Origin of the sequence: Planctobacterium marinum (assembly GCF_020687805.1) — a bacterium.
GTDB lineage: Bacteria > Pseudomonadota > Gammaproteobacteria > Enterobacterales > Alteromonadaceae > Planctobacterium > Planctobacterium marinum.
The window spans coordinates 183,190-196,917 of record NZ_JAJEWQ010000001.1 but is presented as its reverse complement, the minus strand read 5'-3'; the positions used below and the strand labels follow the sequence as shown (position 1 = coordinate 196,917).

13 protein-coding genes are annotated in these 13,728 nt (G+C 44.9%); 9 read left to right on the top strand and 4 right to left on the bottom strand.

The genetic code is table 11. The annotated features are described in order from the left end of the window. The first annotated feature begins 68 nt into the window (after positions 1–68). Positions 69–1,442: an L-serine ammonia-lyase gene (locus LJ740_RS00900; RefSeq protein WP_229527161.1), complete on the top strand. Its 1,374-nt coding sequence runs from the start codon at positions 69–71 to the stop codon at positions 1,440–1,442. 41 nt (positions 1,443–1,483) lie between these two features. Here LJ740_RS00900 and cysB read toward each other — a convergent pair whose 3' ends face one another. After that, a complete protein-coding gene (gene cysB, locus LJ740_RS00895; RefSeq protein WP_229527160.1) occupies positions 1,484–2,458 on the bottom strand; it encodes an HTH-type transcriptional regulator CysB in 975 nt (324 codons plus the stop codon). A 207-nt stretch (positions 2,459–2,665) separates the two neighbouring features. Here cysB and LJ740_RS00890 point away from each other — a divergent pair, with 207 nt between their 5' ends. Next, positions 2,666–3,355, top strand: a complete 690-nt coding sequence (locus LJ740_RS00890) for a sensor histidine kinase (protein WP_229527159.1) — start codon at positions 2,666–2,668, stop codon at positions 3,353–3,355. Between the two features lie 318 nt (positions 3,356–3,673). After that, positions 3,674–4,438, top strand: coding sequence for a hypothetical protein (locus LJ740_RS00885; protein WP_267498122.1), 765 nt, complete (start codon positions 3,674–3,676; stop codon positions 4,436–4,438). 15 nt (positions 4,439–4,453) lie between these two features. On the opposite strand, the gene LJ740_RS00880 is transcribed toward LJ740_RS00885, so the two are convergent. Further along, positions 4,454–5,338, bottom strand: coding sequence for a LysR family transcriptional regulator (locus tag LJ740_RS00880; protein WP_229527158.1), 885 nt, complete (start codon positions 5,336–5,338; stop codon positions 4,454–4,456). Between the two features lie 98 nt (positions 5,339–5,436). Here LJ740_RS00880 and LJ740_RS00875 point away from each other — a divergent pair, with 98 nt between their 5' ends. The 3 genes from LJ740_RS00875 (at position 5,437) to LJ740_RS00865 (ending at position 8,216) form a co-directional block, all read left to right on the top strand. Then, positions 5,437–6,144, top strand: a complete 708-nt coding sequence (locus tag LJ740_RS00875; RefSeq protein WP_229527157.1) for a CoA transferase subunit A — start codon at positions 5,437–5,439, stop codon at positions 6,142–6,144. Between the two features lie 2 nt (positions 6,145–6,146). Continuing rightward, positions 6,147–6,803 carry a CoA transferase subunit B gene (locus tag LJ740_RS00870; RefSeq protein ID WP_229527156.1) on the top strand — a complete coding sequence of 219 codons (657 nt, stop codon included), beginning with the start codon at positions 6,147–6,149 and terminating at the stop codon, positions 6,801–6,803. A gap of 93 nt (positions 6,804–6,896) precedes the next feature. Beyond that, entirely contained in the window at positions 6,897–8,216 is a 1,320-nt protein-coding gene (locus LJ740_RS00865) for a DEAD/DEAH box helicase (RefSeq protein WP_229527155.1), read from the top strand. Between the two features lie 55 nt (positions 8,217–8,271). On the opposite strand, the gene LJ740_RS00860 is transcribed toward LJ740_RS00865, so the two are convergent. Together LJ740_RS00860 and LJ740_RS00855 are read right to left on the bottom strand one after the other, a co-directional pair. Beyond that, the gene (locus LJ740_RS00860) at positions 8,272–9,198 is read right to left on the bottom strand and encodes an electron transfer flavoprotein subunit alpha/FixB family protein (protein ID WP_229527154.1); all 927 of its coding nucleotides are present in this window, start codon (positions 9,196–9,198) and stop codon (positions 8,272–8,274) included. Then, positions 9,199–9,948 carry an electron transfer flavoprotein subunit beta/FixA family protein gene (locus LJ740_RS00855; protein ID WP_229527153.1) on the bottom strand — a complete coding sequence of 250 codons (750 nt, stop codon included), beginning with the start codon at positions 9,946–9,948 and terminating at the stop codon, positions 9,199–9,201. Positions 9,949–10,193: 245 nt separating this feature from the next. Between LJ740_RS00855 and LJ740_RS00850 the strand changes: the two genes are divergently transcribed. The 3 genes from LJ740_RS00850 to LJ740_RS00840 all read left to right on the top strand — a co-directional run bounded on the left by LJ740_RS00850 (position 10,194) and on the right by LJ740_RS00840 (position 13,725). Then, positions 10,194–11,846 (top strand): electron transfer flavoprotein-ubiquinone oxidoreductase, encoded by a 1,653-nt coding sequence (locus tag LJ740_RS00850; RefSeq protein ID WP_229527152.1) that lies wholly within the window; start codon positions 10,194–10,196, stop codon positions 11,844–11,846. A gap of 247 nt (positions 11,847–12,093) precedes the next feature. Continuing rightward, the gene (locus tag LJ740_RS00845; RefSeq protein ID WP_229527151.1) at positions 12,094–12,495 is read left to right on the top strand and encodes an H-NS histone family protein; all 402 of its coding nucleotides are present in this window, start codon (positions 12,094–12,096) and stop codon (positions 12,493–12,495) included. A 312-nt stretch (positions 12,496–12,807) separates the two neighbouring features. Beyond that, on the top strand, positions 12,808–13,725 hold the full coding sequence (locus tag LJ740_RS00840; RefSeq protein ID WP_229527150.1) for an AAA family ATPase: 918 nt from the start codon (positions 12,808–12,810) through the stop codon (positions 13,723–13,725). Positions 13,726–13,728: the final 3 nt, after the last annotated feature.

The window sequence follows — 13,728 nt, the reverse complement described above, 5'->3', positions numbered from 1 at the left end:
ATGCTTTGCATTCAGCCTAATTCATCAGACAATATCCACTAACAATAAAAAGACCCTACGAGATAATCATGATCAGTGTATTCGATATGTTCAGTATCGGAATTGGCCCGTCCAGTTCACATACTGTCGGCCCCATGCGGGCCGCAAAAGATTTCAACCAATTGTTGAAAGCAAAAAACCTGTTCCAGGAAACTGACGCGGTTGTCACCGAGCTGTTTGGCTCACTTGGTCAGACAGGCAAAGGACACGGCACCGGTAAGGCAGTCATTCTTGGTTTGCTGGGTGAATTACCAGAAACCATTGATGTCGATAACGTTGATGCCATGTTGGCAGAAGTGGATAAAAGCCAAAAACTGATGTTGGATGGCGAAAAACTCACCGCATTTCCGCGCAAAGACGCCATTGTATTTCACCGTCGCAAAACCCTTGAGCACCATGCCAACGGTATGACCTTGCACGCCATGAAAGGCGAAGAGGTACTGTTCAGTCAGTCATACTACTCTATAGGTGGTGGCTTTATTATCAAAGAGCAGGACTTTGAAAAAGAAAAAGTAACGGCACTACTTCACGAAGAACAGGAAGTCCCCTACAACTTTGATACCGCAGCAGAGTTACTGCAGAAATGTCGCGACAATGGACTGAGTATCAGCGCACTCATGCTGGAAAACGAAAAAGTGTTTCAGCCAAAACAGGTGATCATCGATAAACTATGGGAAATATGGCAGGTAATGCAAGCCTGTATTAAACGCGGGATTGAAACCGAAGGCATATTACCCGGTGGTTTGAAAGTAACCCGACGAGCGCCCGGTTTGTACCGTCGCCTTAAGTGCGAACACAGTCAGGATCCCATGCTGGCGATGGACTGGGTTAACCTGTTTGCTCTGGCCGTAAATGAAGAAAATGCCGCTGGCGGTAAGGTGGTAACTGCTCCCACTAATGGTGCGGCCGGGATCATTCCTGCAGTCCTGAGTTATTATGACAAGTTTGTGCAAACTGTCGATAAAGACACCGCCTACCGTTATCTGCTGACCGCGGCAGCGATTGGTATATTGTACAAAAAGAATGCGTCTATTTCGGGCGCTGAGGTTGGCTGTCAGGGTGAAGTGGGTGTCGCCTGTTCAATGGCGGCAGGTGCCCTGACCGAAATAATTGGCGGTTCAGTTGCCGCAGTCGAAAATGCCGCTGAAATCGGTATGGAACACAACCTGGGGCTAACCTGTGATCCGGTTGGTGGACTGGTTCAGGTGCCCTGTATTGAACGCAACGCAATGGGAGCGGTAAAAGCCATCAATGCCTCCAGATTAGCGCTTCGTGGTACAGGTGTACAAAAGGTAACACTGGATAAGGTGATTAAAACCATGTGGGACACGGGTAACGACATGAAGTCCAAATACAAAGAAACCGCACGAGGCGGTTTAGCAGTTAACATTGTTGAATGTTAAAAGGTTGCTTCGGCAACCTTTTCTTTATTTGGTGTGGCGCCCTATCGCACCGGTAACGTCAAATCTTTAAACATTCGCTCAATATCATCATTACTCTTTTGCATCATAGCTCGCTCCACGACATCTTTGGTCAGATGCGGTGCAAAGCGCTCGATAAAGTCATACATGTAACTGCGCAAGAATGAGCCTTTGCGGAAACCAATTTTGGTGGTGCTGTAATTAAACAGATGGCTGGCGTCAATTTTAACAAGATCCGTATCCAGATTATCATCGATAGCCATAGAAGCGATAACGCCGATACCCACCCCCAACCGTACATAAGTTTTAATAACGTCGGCATCAGTGGCAGTAAAGACAATTTTAGGTTCCAGACCGGCCCGACTAAAGGCTTCATCCAACTCAGAACGGCCGGTAAATCCAAAGACATAAGTTACTAACGGATATTGCGCAATGTCTTCGATGCGAATAGTGCCCTTTTTCGCCAGTGGGTGTTCCTGATTCACTATGATACTGCGATTCCAGTGATAGCAGGGCAACATCACCAGATCGTTATAGAGGTGCAACGCTTCCGTGGCGATGGCAAAGTCAGCTTCCCCTTTAGCGGCCAGGTCACTGATTTGTGACGGGGTTCCCTGATGCATGTGTAAGCTGACCCTGGGATACTTCTTCATGAAACCTTTTATGACATCGGGTAGTGCATAGCGCGCCTGCGTGTGCGTGGTCGCAATATTCAGTTTGCCCTGATCAGGCAAATTGTGCTCTCTGGCAACAGACTTAATACTTTCAACTTTTGCCAAAATTTCTCTGGCAATATTAATGATGTCATTTCCAGCTTCGGTCACATGTGTCAGGTGTTTACCACTGCGGCCAAAGATCTGCACGCCAAGCTCATCTTCCAGCATTCTGACTTGTTTGCTGATACCGGGCTGGCTTGTGTAGAGACTTTCTGCAGCGGCGGAAACATTAAGATTATTGTTTAGAACTTCAACAATATAACGAAGCTGCTGTAATTTCATGAGGCTGGCAACCTACCTTGTATTTGTTTGCATATGCAAAATATATATACCTTTGGCGACATTAATTCCATAAAATTTTAGAAAAAACCTGAAAAAGTTCTCAGAAAGACTTCACAATAACGCAAAATTTAACTATTAAGCTATTGTTGTACTTTAGGTTTTCTGCTTTTATAGAGCTCTCTACCCAATTTTTGAGAAATTCTCATCGTGAAACAGCGTAACGATAAAATCGACTTTTCTTCCGTACTGGCTTCGGCTGTTCATGATATGAAAAACTCATTGTCTTTAATGATTCAGACCATTGAAGAATTAGAAAGCACGCTCAGGGAGCATGGTGTCGGCATCAAAGAAGCGGCGTCAATTCATTATGAAGCGGCCAGGTTAAATACCGGACTGATTCAATTACTTTCCTTGTATCGCACGCAATTAGACAACCTGCCCCTGAACTTAGATGAGCACTACATTGATGACTTTATTGATGATGTGATTGCCTACAATCAGAATCACATTAACACCCGGGGCATTGAAGTCAGCATTCAGCAGGAAGACGATCTGCACTGGTATTTTGACCAGGATCTGGTCAATGTATTGGTGAGTGATGTCATCGTGAATGGTATTCGCTACGGCAAGCAAAAGTTACATATTGATGTTGCGGAACAAGACAACTTTTTGCGCATTGTTATTGAAGATGATGGCCCGGGTTACCCGGATAATATGTTAGCCATTTCTCAAATTGAGATAAGTCAACTCAACATTGGTACCGGGAGAACCGGACTGGGATTGTTTTTTGCGCGATTGATTGCGGAAGCCCATGTAAATGGTGACAACAAGGGATCGATACATCTTTCAAATGGTGGTTCGTTAGGCGGTGGCGTGTTTACGCTACTACTGCCCTGAATAATTTTGCAAAATCCTTAAATGGGTAGATATGGCTTCCCGATTCACCCAAACGGATCGTAAATGCCGAATCGACGCCATTTTTAAAAGATGAAAAATCAGTTTAACTTGCATGATTTAACTCAGTGCATGTAAAGTATTGAGCAGATTTAGAGTTCCCTCGAACAAGATCATGCTTGCTAAATCGGTAAAGGATCTCAATTTTTTGACGTAAAACCTAAAAAACTGAAGCCTGATGAGCTTTACTGTAAAGTAAGAAAAGGTTTTTCACCCGGCTTTGGTACAGAAAACTATAATGAAAAAAGGCAATTTAGGCACATGATTTTTACTATCGTCATTATTTTAATTGTTGCGCTGCTGGTAATAGCCATCATGATTAATGCTATCCAACAGCACAAAGAAAAGATTGAATCCGAGCGTCGGGTTGAACTGGCTAAACAAAAAACCATTCTTGATGAAACTGAAGACGTGATAATGGCCTCGTCCAATGTTCCCACCTCACCGCAATTGATGCAGATTTTGCAAAAGCGCGTGTTAGGTGCATTGAAGGTGATGCACGAAATGGACCCTAAACAGCCAGGTTTAAAGCAGCGTCTGAGGGATGCTGAACAACGAGTCAAAGACATATCACTGGATGGGAACCAGGGTGACGACCTGATCCAGCTGCCCGATTCAGACAAACAGATTATCGTCTTTATTCAGTGCCTGAAAAAACAACGGGCATTGCTGCGTTCAGAACAAGGTCGCGGTAAAGTGGATACGCAAACCTTTGCCACCGAAGACAAACGCCTGGATAAACTGCAATTAAGAGTCAACATTGAAACCCTGAGTCGTCGTGCCGCTGCGGCCATGAATGCCGGCATGATGGGTTCTGCACGTCAATATCTGGAAAAATCTGTGGCGGCACTCAACGCCTTTCCGATGCAAGATGATTATACCCGGGGTCAGACCGCCCGCATCAAAGAACAACTACTTAACATCCAGGAATCACTCACTAAGGCCAATGCCGAAGACCGCGCCAAACGCGCCGAGCAGGAAAGAGACGAGCTGGACGAATTGTTCGCACCAAAGAAAAAGTGGTGATGTAAAGCACTCCACTCAAAAACTTTCAGTAAGCATTTTCTTTAGTTCTTTGGCCGACGCAGACAAACTGCTGTTGGCCTTTTCAATTATCCCAACATTACGCCTTAACTGTGGATAATCCAGCGGAATACAGACCAGTTCCTTGCGCTGCATTTGTTGCTGACACAGTGCCGGTACAATCGCCAGACCAAGATTGACTTTGACCATTTCTCCCAACGTATCTAACTGCCATGCTTCAGCAGCTATTGAAGCTTGTATTGCCGACTTTGAAAACGCTTCTTCAAGCCACATACGAATCGAAGAGCCGCGATTCATCATCACCAAAGGGTGATCGACAAGTTCCGTCAATTGTATCTGGTTTTTACTGGCCAACGGATGATCGGCGTGCATCACTGCGACAAAATTATTTTCGAGTAACGGCACAAAGGCTAACTCAGCAAGATTATCCGGCTCAAATACGATTCCCAGTTCAGCCTCACCTTTGATGACGGACGCAATCACGGTTTCCATAACGACATCAATTACATCAATTCTGATATTGGGGAAACGTTGATTAAACGCCTTTAGAACCGGTGGCAGACGTGATGATGCAAAAGAAGGCATTGCCGAGATAGTGATACGCCCCTGTTGCAAGGTAAACATTTCGTTGACGGCTTCAAAAGTGGCGAACCAATCCATCAGTAGTTTTCTGGCCTTAGGGAAAAACGCCTGCCCTTCCGGCGTTAAATCAACATTGCGTGTGGTGCGACTAAACAAGGTGCCCCCCACCTCAGACTCAAGATTTTTGATGCAAATACTGAGTGCAGGTTGACTGAGATTGAGACGCTCAGATGCTGAGGCATAACTTTTGGTTGAAGCCAGTTCAACAAAGGCGCGAAGTTGTTTTAGGGTAATGTTCATTTATTTATATTTTAAATCTTTATTTCAATATATTAAATTTTACAAATCAAACAATGTCAACGATACTTTGTTAACATTTAGTTAACTCAGGAACGAATATGGCAGGTTTTGATAAAGTTGTTAGCAGTTTCGAAGAAGCCCTGGATGGTCTGACAGATAATATGACCATCATTGCGGGCGGATTCGGATTGTGTGGCATTCCCGAAGGTGCGATTGCACAAATCCGAAAAATGGGCGTTAGCGGGCTGACCGTTGTGTCTAACAATTGTGGTGTTGACGGCTTCGGATTAGGCGTTTTACTGGAAGATCGCCAGATTAAAAAAATGGTGTCTTCCTACGTGGGTGAAAATGCATTGTTTGAACAACAGCTACTGGCTGGTGAATTAGAAGTTGAATTAACACCACAAGGCACGTTAGCAGAAAAAATGCGTGCAGGCGGTGCCGGTATTCCCGCATTTTACACTGCGACCGGTTACGGCACTCCCGTTGCTGAAGGTAAAGAAACCCGTGAATTTGATGGCCGTGGCTACGTCTTAGAAGAATCCATTACCGGTGACTTTGCGATAGTAAAAGCCTGGAAAGCAGACCGTTACGGCAACTGCGTGTATCGTGACACCGCCATGAATTTTAATCCTATGGCCGCTACCGCAGGCAAAATTACCGTCGTTGAAGTAGAAGAAATCGTAGAGCCTGGGGAAATACCGCCCACTCAAATCCATACGCCTGGCATTTTTGTCAATCGCGTTATCAAAGGCACTTTCGAAAAACGCATTGAGCGCCGTGTAACCCGCAGTCAGGAGCAATAACAATGGCATTAAGCAGAGATCAAATTGCCATGCGCGTGGCAAAAGAATTTAAAGATGGTGACTACGTCAATTTAGGTATTGGTATACCCACTCTGGCGGCAAACTTCGTACCGAATGATATTGAAGTAATGTTGCAGTCAGAAAACGGTTTGCTGGGCATGGGCCCTTACCCTACCGAAGAACAGGTTGATGCAGACATGATCAACGCCGGTAAAGAAACGGTGACAGCCATCACCGGTGCCTCTATTTTCAACTCAGCGGAGAGCTTTGCCATGATCCGTGGTGGTCACGTTGATATCACCGTATTGGGCGCATTTGAAGTTGATGTTAATGGCAATATTGCGTCATGGATGATCCCGGGTAAATTGGTAAAAGGCATGGGTGGCGCAATGGATTTGGTGGCCGGTGCTAAAAACATCATCGTTACCATGACCCACGCCAATAAAAAAGGTGAGTCCAAACTACTGGAAGCCTGCACCCTGCCACTGACCGGTGTAAATTGTATTACCCGAATAATCACCGACCTTGCAGTGCTTGAGGTACACAATGGCGCATTCCATTTGAAAGAACGCGCACCTGGCGTCAGCGTAGATGAGATCCGCGAGAAAACTGCAGGAAAATTAGTCGCTGAAGGCGACATTCCTGAAATGCAGTTTTAATATAAAATCTGTAAGGCGGGAGAACAGAGCGTTAGCCCGCCGCTTCAGTATTGTGATATATTTAACTCATTAAATTTAAAGTGAGTTACCCCTTTGTTATTCAGCGAATTACCCCTGGATCATCGACTTCAGAAATCAATTCAGATCCAGAATCTGGAAACAGCCACAGATATTCAGGCAAGCGCCATACCTCAGGCACTTTTAGGTAAAGATATTCTTGCTTCTTCGAAAACCGGATCAGGTAAAACTCTGGCCTATTTGATCCCGGCCGTACAGCGCATATACCGGGAAAAAGCCCTCAGTAAACAGGACCCCCGCGTATTGATCGTGGCCCCCACCCGAGAACTGGCCAAGCAGGTATTGGGTGAGCTAAAAAAATTACTGCCTCCGCAAGCCGGTAAACCGGTATTGCTGATTGGTGGAGAGAACTTTAACGATCAGGTAAAGCAATTAAAACGCTACCCCAACTTTGTTATTGGCACACCTGGCCGTATAGCCGACCACATCGAAGACAAAAGCTTGTTTCTTGATGGCCTGGAGTTACTCATTTTAGATGAAGCAGACCGCATTCTGGATTTAGGATTCAGTAATCAACTGACGATTATTGATCAGGCTGCTAATCACAGAAAACGTCAAACCATGTTGTTTTCAGCCACTTTTGATAATGCTGATTTAGCGCAGATATCTGAGTTGGTGCTCAAAGCACCACATCGCATTACCCTGGACAATCAGCACATTGCTCACAGTGATATTGAACAGTCTTTTTATTTTGCGGATCATATTGAGCACAAAGAAGCCCTGCTAAAACACTTTATCAAGGAACAGGCAATTCGCAGTCAGATTATTCTGTTTACCGCAACCCGGGCAGACACCGATCGGGTTGCCAACCTGCTTAATGAAGAAGGACTGAGCAGCCTGGCGATTAACGGCGAAATGTTGCAAAGTCAGCGCAATCAAATTATGTCTGACTTTTCCAACAATAAAGCACAAATCCTCGTCACCACCGATCTGGCCTCCAGAGGCCTGGATATTCCCTCTGTGAGCCTGGTCATCAACATGGACTTACCTATTAAAGCGACTGAGTATGTTCACCGTGTAGGACGTACAGGGCGAGCCGGTGCGAAGGGTCAGGCCATATCCCTGGTCAGCAAAAAAGACTGGAAGAGTTTTGTTTTGCTGAAGCAGTTTCTTGCCGATGAGCCTCAATTTAAAACGGTTGAAGGATTGGAAGCTAAATTTAAGGGGCTGTCCGCTAAACCAACTAAACCAGGAGCGAAGAACACCCAGAAAAGTGATGATGGGGCTGATGCTTCACCCTGGCAAAAAGCCAAACGCAAGAAAAAATTTAATGCACTTGCCGGTGACGATGTAGGACATTTACCAATGAAGAAAAAGCGTAATTCTGAAGAGTAATCTTCAACCATAAAAAAACCGGGAAGCTCCCGGTTTTTTTAAATTTTGATATCTTTTAAAGTGCTTTTTCCAGTTCAGGTAGCACTTCAAACAGATCCCCCACCAGACCGTAATCAGCCACCTGGAAGATTGGCGCTTCTTCGTCTTTGTTGATAGCAACAATAACTTTAGAATCTTTCATACCGGCAAGGTGCTGAATAGCGCCGGAAATACCAACGGCAATGTACAGTTGCGGTGCGACGATTTTCCCCGTCTGCCCCACCTGCATATCGTTGGGTACAAAACCCGCGTCAACCGCTGCACGTGATGCACCAATGGCAGCACCTAACTTATCAGCGATACCGTTAAGCAAGGCAAAATTCTCGCCATTTTGCATACCGCGACCACCGGAGATAATCACCTCAGCAGCGGTTAATTCCGGTCTTTCTGATTTGGTCAGTTCCTGAGATACAAAATGCGCTTTGTCTGAAGCTGGTAAGGCTGCAATGCTGATCACTTCAGCGCTGCCATCAGCGGTAACCGCATCGAACGCAGAAGCCCGGACAGTAATTACTTTGATTGTGTCTTCCGATTGAACCGTCGCGATGGCGTTGCCAGCATAAATCGGACGCACGAAGGTATCCGCAGCTTCAACTGCAATAATGTCTGAAATTTGTGCCACGTCCAGCAACGCTGCTACGCGGGGTAAAAAGTTTTTACCTGTTGTGGTTGCCGCAGCAATAACATGACTGTAATCGCTCGCCATGCTCAATACCAAAGCACTGACATTTTCTGCGAGTTGCTCTTTATAAATCCCATCATCTACATGGATTACTTTAGACACACCTGCCAGTTTCGCTGCTTCTTGTGCGATTGCGCCACACTCATTACCCGCCACTAAAACATGAACATCGTCACCCATGGCCTTTGCAGCAGTGAGCAATTTGGCTGTTTCTGCTTTTAAATGAACGTTATCGTGTTCTGCGTAAACTAATACTGTCATTTAAATCACCTTTGCTTCTGATTTTAATTTTGCTACCAACTCAGCTACATCTGCCACTTTAATACCACCTTCACGTGTAGCCGGAGGCGTGACTTTCAACACCTTGACTTTGGAAGTCAAATCAACACCAAAATCACCCGCAAGTTTAACGTCCAGTGGTTTGCGCTTGGCTTTCATAATGTTAGGCAGTTTGGCATAGCGCGGTTCATTCAATCGCAGGTCGGTGGTTACCACCGCAGGTAAGCTTAAATCAACAGTTTGCAAGCCACCGTCAACTTCACGGGTTACCTTAACCTTACCGTCAGCCACAATGACTTCTGATGCAAACGTGCCCTGGGGCATGTCGGTCAATGCAGCTAACATCTGACCGGTTTGATTATTGTCGGAATCAATCGCCTGTTTACCTAAGATAACCAGTTCAGGCTGTTCTTCTTCTACGACTTTGGCCAGCAGTTTCGCCACCTGAAGTGAATCCAGATTTTCATCTGTTTCGATTTGAATACCGCGATCAGCACCCAGTGCCAACGCTGTGCGTATCGTTTCCTGGCAGCTTTTATCACCGATAGAAACCACAACAATCTCAGTAGCAATGCCTTTTTCCTGAAGCCTGACCGCTTCTTCCACCGCGATCTCACAGAAAGGATTGATTGACATTTTAGTGTTACTTAAATCAACGCCAGTATTGTCAGCTTTCACTCTGACTTTAACGTTGTAGTCGATAACACGTTTTACCGGGACTAGTATTTTCATTTCGACCTCGTTGTTTTATTTGCGTCTGAACAGATTAAGTCAGGCGCGTGTAGGATACAAATTACATCTGCTGCTATTTTGTTGGATTCGAAATGTACTTACTGTTAACGTAAACGTCAACTTATTGTTAATATATTATTAACTCGCTCTCCGCGAATTTTGTACACATTTTTAGACCAGCAGTTATAGTGCTTCTGATAGAACATCATTACACACTGTGATACTGACCAACCTGAGGAGGAATAATGGAACGCGAATCGATGGAATTTGACGTTGTCATCGTTGGTGCCGGACCCGCCGGACTTGCAGCCGCCTGTAAACTAATGCAACAGGCTAACGAAGCGCAACAAGAATTAATGGTCTGCGTCGTTGAGAAAGGCTCAGAAGTCGGTGCCCATATTCTTTCCGGTGCAGTTTTAGAGACCAAAGCCCTGGACGAATTGTTTCCGGACTGGGCAGATAAAGGCGCGCCCATTAACACGAAAGTAACAGAAGACCATATTTATTATCTTAAGAACGAAAAGCCTGCCACTAAACTACCCGGCTTCATGACGCCCAAAACTATGCATAATGAGGGCAATTATATTGTCAGCATGGGCAATGTTTGCCGCTGGCTGGCGGAACAGGCCGAAAGTTTAGGGGTTGAGATCTTTCCGGGTTTTGCAGCTTCTGACGTGTTGTATCACGAAGATGGCAGTGTGGCCGGCATCGTTACCGGTGATATGGGGATCAGTGTTGCGGGAGAAGAAAAAGATTCCTATATGCCTGGTATGGAACTACGCGCCAAATATACCATCTTTGCCGAAGGGTGCCGTGGTCATTTGGGCAAACAGATAATTGAAAAGTACCAACTGGACGCTGGTAAGTCGCCGCAGCACTATGCTATTGGATTCAAAGAAATTTGGGACATCCCGGCTGAGCAGCACCAGGAAGGCCTGGTAGTTCACTCAGCAGGCTGGCCGTTAACAGATACCTCTGGCGGTGCCTATTTGTATCATGCAGAAAACAATCAGGTACTGGTAGGACTGATTGTGGATTTGAGCTATGAGAATCCCCACCTCAGTCCTTTTGATGAATTTCAGCGGATGAAACATCACCCGGTGTTTAAACAATACCTGGACGGTGGAACACGCGTGAGTTATGGCGCCAGAGCGATTGCTAAAGGTGGCTTAAACTCATTACCTAAAATGCATTTTCCCGGCGGTTTTTTGGCGGGCTGTAATGCTGGCACCCTCAATTTTTCCAAAATTAAAGGCAATCACGCCGCGATGAAATCCGGAACCTTGATCGCCGAAACTATCTTTGCTGAACTGCAAAACGATGCGGAATCTGCAGGTAAAGACTTAACCGAACTTACAACACGTTTCGAAGCATCATGGCTTTATGACGAATTGTGTAGAGCGCGTAATTTCGGCCCTGCTATTCACAAATACGGCACCTTTATTGGCGGCGCATTTAACACCCTGGAACAAAACTGGTTCGGCGGAAAGTTCCCGGTCACCATAAAAGACAATAAGGCGGACTACGCCACACTTAAAGAGGCGAAGGACTGCAAGCCATTCAATTACCCTAAACCCGATGGTAAGTTGAGCTTCGACAAATTGTCTTCTGTGTACCTATCCAATACGAATCATGAGGAAGATCAACCCTGTCACCTTAAATTAAAAGATGCAGATATCCCGCTCAAATCTAATCTGCCACTTTTCGATGAACCAGCACAACGTTATTGTCCTGCTGGTGTTTATGAAATTGTTGAAAATGAATCTGGTGAAAAACAGTTTCAAATTAACGCTCAAAATTGCGTTCATTGCAAAACCTGTGACATAAAAGATCCTCAGCAAAATATCACCTGGACCGTCCCGGAAGGCGCCGGGGGCCCCAATTATCCAAATATGTAATACGGTAATTTAAGAGTAGCCTGTACAGGCTGCTCTTAGATTTAAATGGAGCATTAAACTTACCAAATCTACAAATTGTGCCTTCTGTCCCACATTTTCTTTAATTCCTACGTTGTGATTTCGGCAACCTTTAAATTAATTTGACATCCCTGCATTAATTTATAAATTTAAGATTGATTCTTTGCCTCTGTTAATGGTAATTTCAAACCAAATTAATGAGTAAAATAAGTTTCAATAGGACAGCAGCATGAACGAATTTCTCAAAACACTTACGCATGGAAGAAAGCTACAAGGCGCAGTTAAAGAGCTTTCAATTCAGGAACTGGAAGAAATAGTTGTTAAACTTAGAAACATAATCGAGACCAGAAAGCAAAAAGAATCGGAGAAGCAGGCAGCGGAAAAGGAGAAACTGGATAAGATTGCTGAAATTCAAAAGCAATTACAGGATGCCGGAATTACCTTTGAAGATTTAGCGTCAAATAATGCGATTCCAAGTTCTAAGCGTGTTGGTCAAAAAAGACCAATCAAATACTCCTATACCGACAGCGATGGCGAAGTGCATAACTGGACGGGTATTGGTCGTATGCCGCTGGTGTTCGCAGAACAGTTAAAAAAAGGTAAATCGCTGGAAGATTTTAGCATTAATTAATATTCGCCCTCCGGGCCTGGTTTCAGTTCACGAGTAATTCAGGCTCGTGACTGGACCAAAATGCTAATACCCGCTTTCGAGTTCATTTAATTAATTCCTCTTCAGCCCTACCCTTGTATGAAATGCGTTAAACTCAATGTGTGCAATTTCATTTTGTTACATTTAATCTCTTGTGTTTTTAAATTTAAAAAAGATATTCGAATTATCTGAATTGGTTCACAATTTAAAAACTCTTTAATTGTTTCATTTTAGGTTTGGATTAACTTAGCCAATCGACTAAAGTTAAATCAAAGAAATTAAATTCGACCTGCCATGCAAACGCAATTAGAACAAGCAATAGAAGCCATCTCTCAAGTTGTCCTGGGCAAAAAACATCAAATCAAACTGGCATTAACCTGCTTGTTAGCAAAGGGCCACCTACTGATAGAAGATTTGCCCGGTATGGGTAAAACCAGTTTGTCGCAGGCTATTGCCAGCACTATCGGCCTGGAGTTCAACCGGGTTCAATTTACCTCGGATTTAATGCCAGCTGATATTATCGGTATTAGCATTTTTGACAATACCAGTAAGGAGTTTGCTTTTCACAAAGGCCCCTTGTTTTCACAAATGTTATTGGCCGACGAAATAAATCGGGCCAGTCCAAAGACACAGAGCGCCTTGCTGGAAGCGATGGAGGAACACCAGGTGAGTGTCGATGGCACGACCTGGCCACTGCCCAATCCTTTTTTTGTGATAGCAACCCAAAATCCACTGCACCAGTCGGGTACCTACCCCTTGCCAGAATCGCAATTAGACCGTTTTTTTATGCGCATACAACTTGGTTACCCCGACTGGCAATCAGAGCGACAAATGCTGATGGAACTAACCAGCCACTCGACTATGCCTCCCAAAACCATTATCGACACAACACAATTTTTGGACATTCAAAGCCAGATACCAAAAATCAATACATCAGCGGCCGTCATCGACTATATTTTGCGTCTGGTGACCTTTAGCAGAGAATCGGAAGAGTTTCCCAATCCCCTCTCCCCCAGAGCCAGTAAAGCTATCCTGCTGGCAGCAAAAGCATGGGCTTTTTTATCTTCCAGGGACTATGTAATACCGGAGGATGTTCAGGCCGTGCTACCGTCAGTGGCGGAACATCGCCTGAGAAGCAGCTTTAGCTCCGCCAATGCCGCAGATAACCTGTCTAACAAGTTGATGGAATCTGTTGATACGCTGGCTGCCTGAGAC

Bases quoted from the DNA above. Each gene is read 5' to 3' on its own strand.
- LJ740_RS00900 (WP_229527161.1), top strand. From the start codon at position 69: ATGATCAGTGTATTCGATATGTTCAGTATCGGAATTGGCCCGTCCAGT.
- cysB (WP_229527160.1), bottom strand. From the start codon at position 2,458: ATGAAATTACAGCAGCTTCGTTATATTGTTGAAGTTCTAAACAATAAT.
- LJ740_RS00885 (WP_267498122.1), top strand. From the start codon at position 3,674: ATGATTTTTACTATCGTCATTATTTTAATTGTTGCGCTGCTGGTAATA.
- LJ740_RS00880 (WP_229527158.1), bottom strand. From the start codon at position 5,338: ATGAACATTACCCTAAAACAACTTCGCGCCTTTGTTGAACTGGCTTCA.
- LJ740_RS00875 (WP_229527157.1), top strand. From the start codon at position 5,437: ATGGCAGGTTTTGATAAAGTTGTTAGCAGTTTCGAAGAAGCCCTGGAT.
- LJ740_RS00870 (WP_229527156.1), top strand. From the start codon at position 6,147: ATGGCATTAAGCAGAGATCAAATTGCCATGCGCGTGGCAAAAGAATTT.
- LJ740_RS00860 (WP_229527154.1), bottom strand. From the start codon at position 9,198: ATGACAGTATTAGTTTACGCAGAACACGATAACGTTCATTTAAAAGCA.
- LJ740_RS00855 (WP_229527153.1), bottom strand. From the start codon at position 9,948: ATGAAAATACTAGTCCCGGTAAAACGTGTTATCGACTACAACGTTAAA.
- LJ740_RS00850 (WP_229527152.1), top strand. From the start codon at position 10,194: ATGGAACGCGAATCGATGGAATTTGACGTTGTCATCGTTGGTGCCGGA.
- LJ740_RS00845 (WP_229527151.1), top strand. From the start codon at position 12,094: ATGAACGAATTTCTCAAAACACTTACGCATGGAAGAAAGCTACAAGGC.
- LJ740_RS00840 (WP_229527150.1), top strand. From the start codon at position 12,808: ATGCAAACGCAATTAGAACAAGCAATAGAAGCCATCTCTCAAGTTGTC.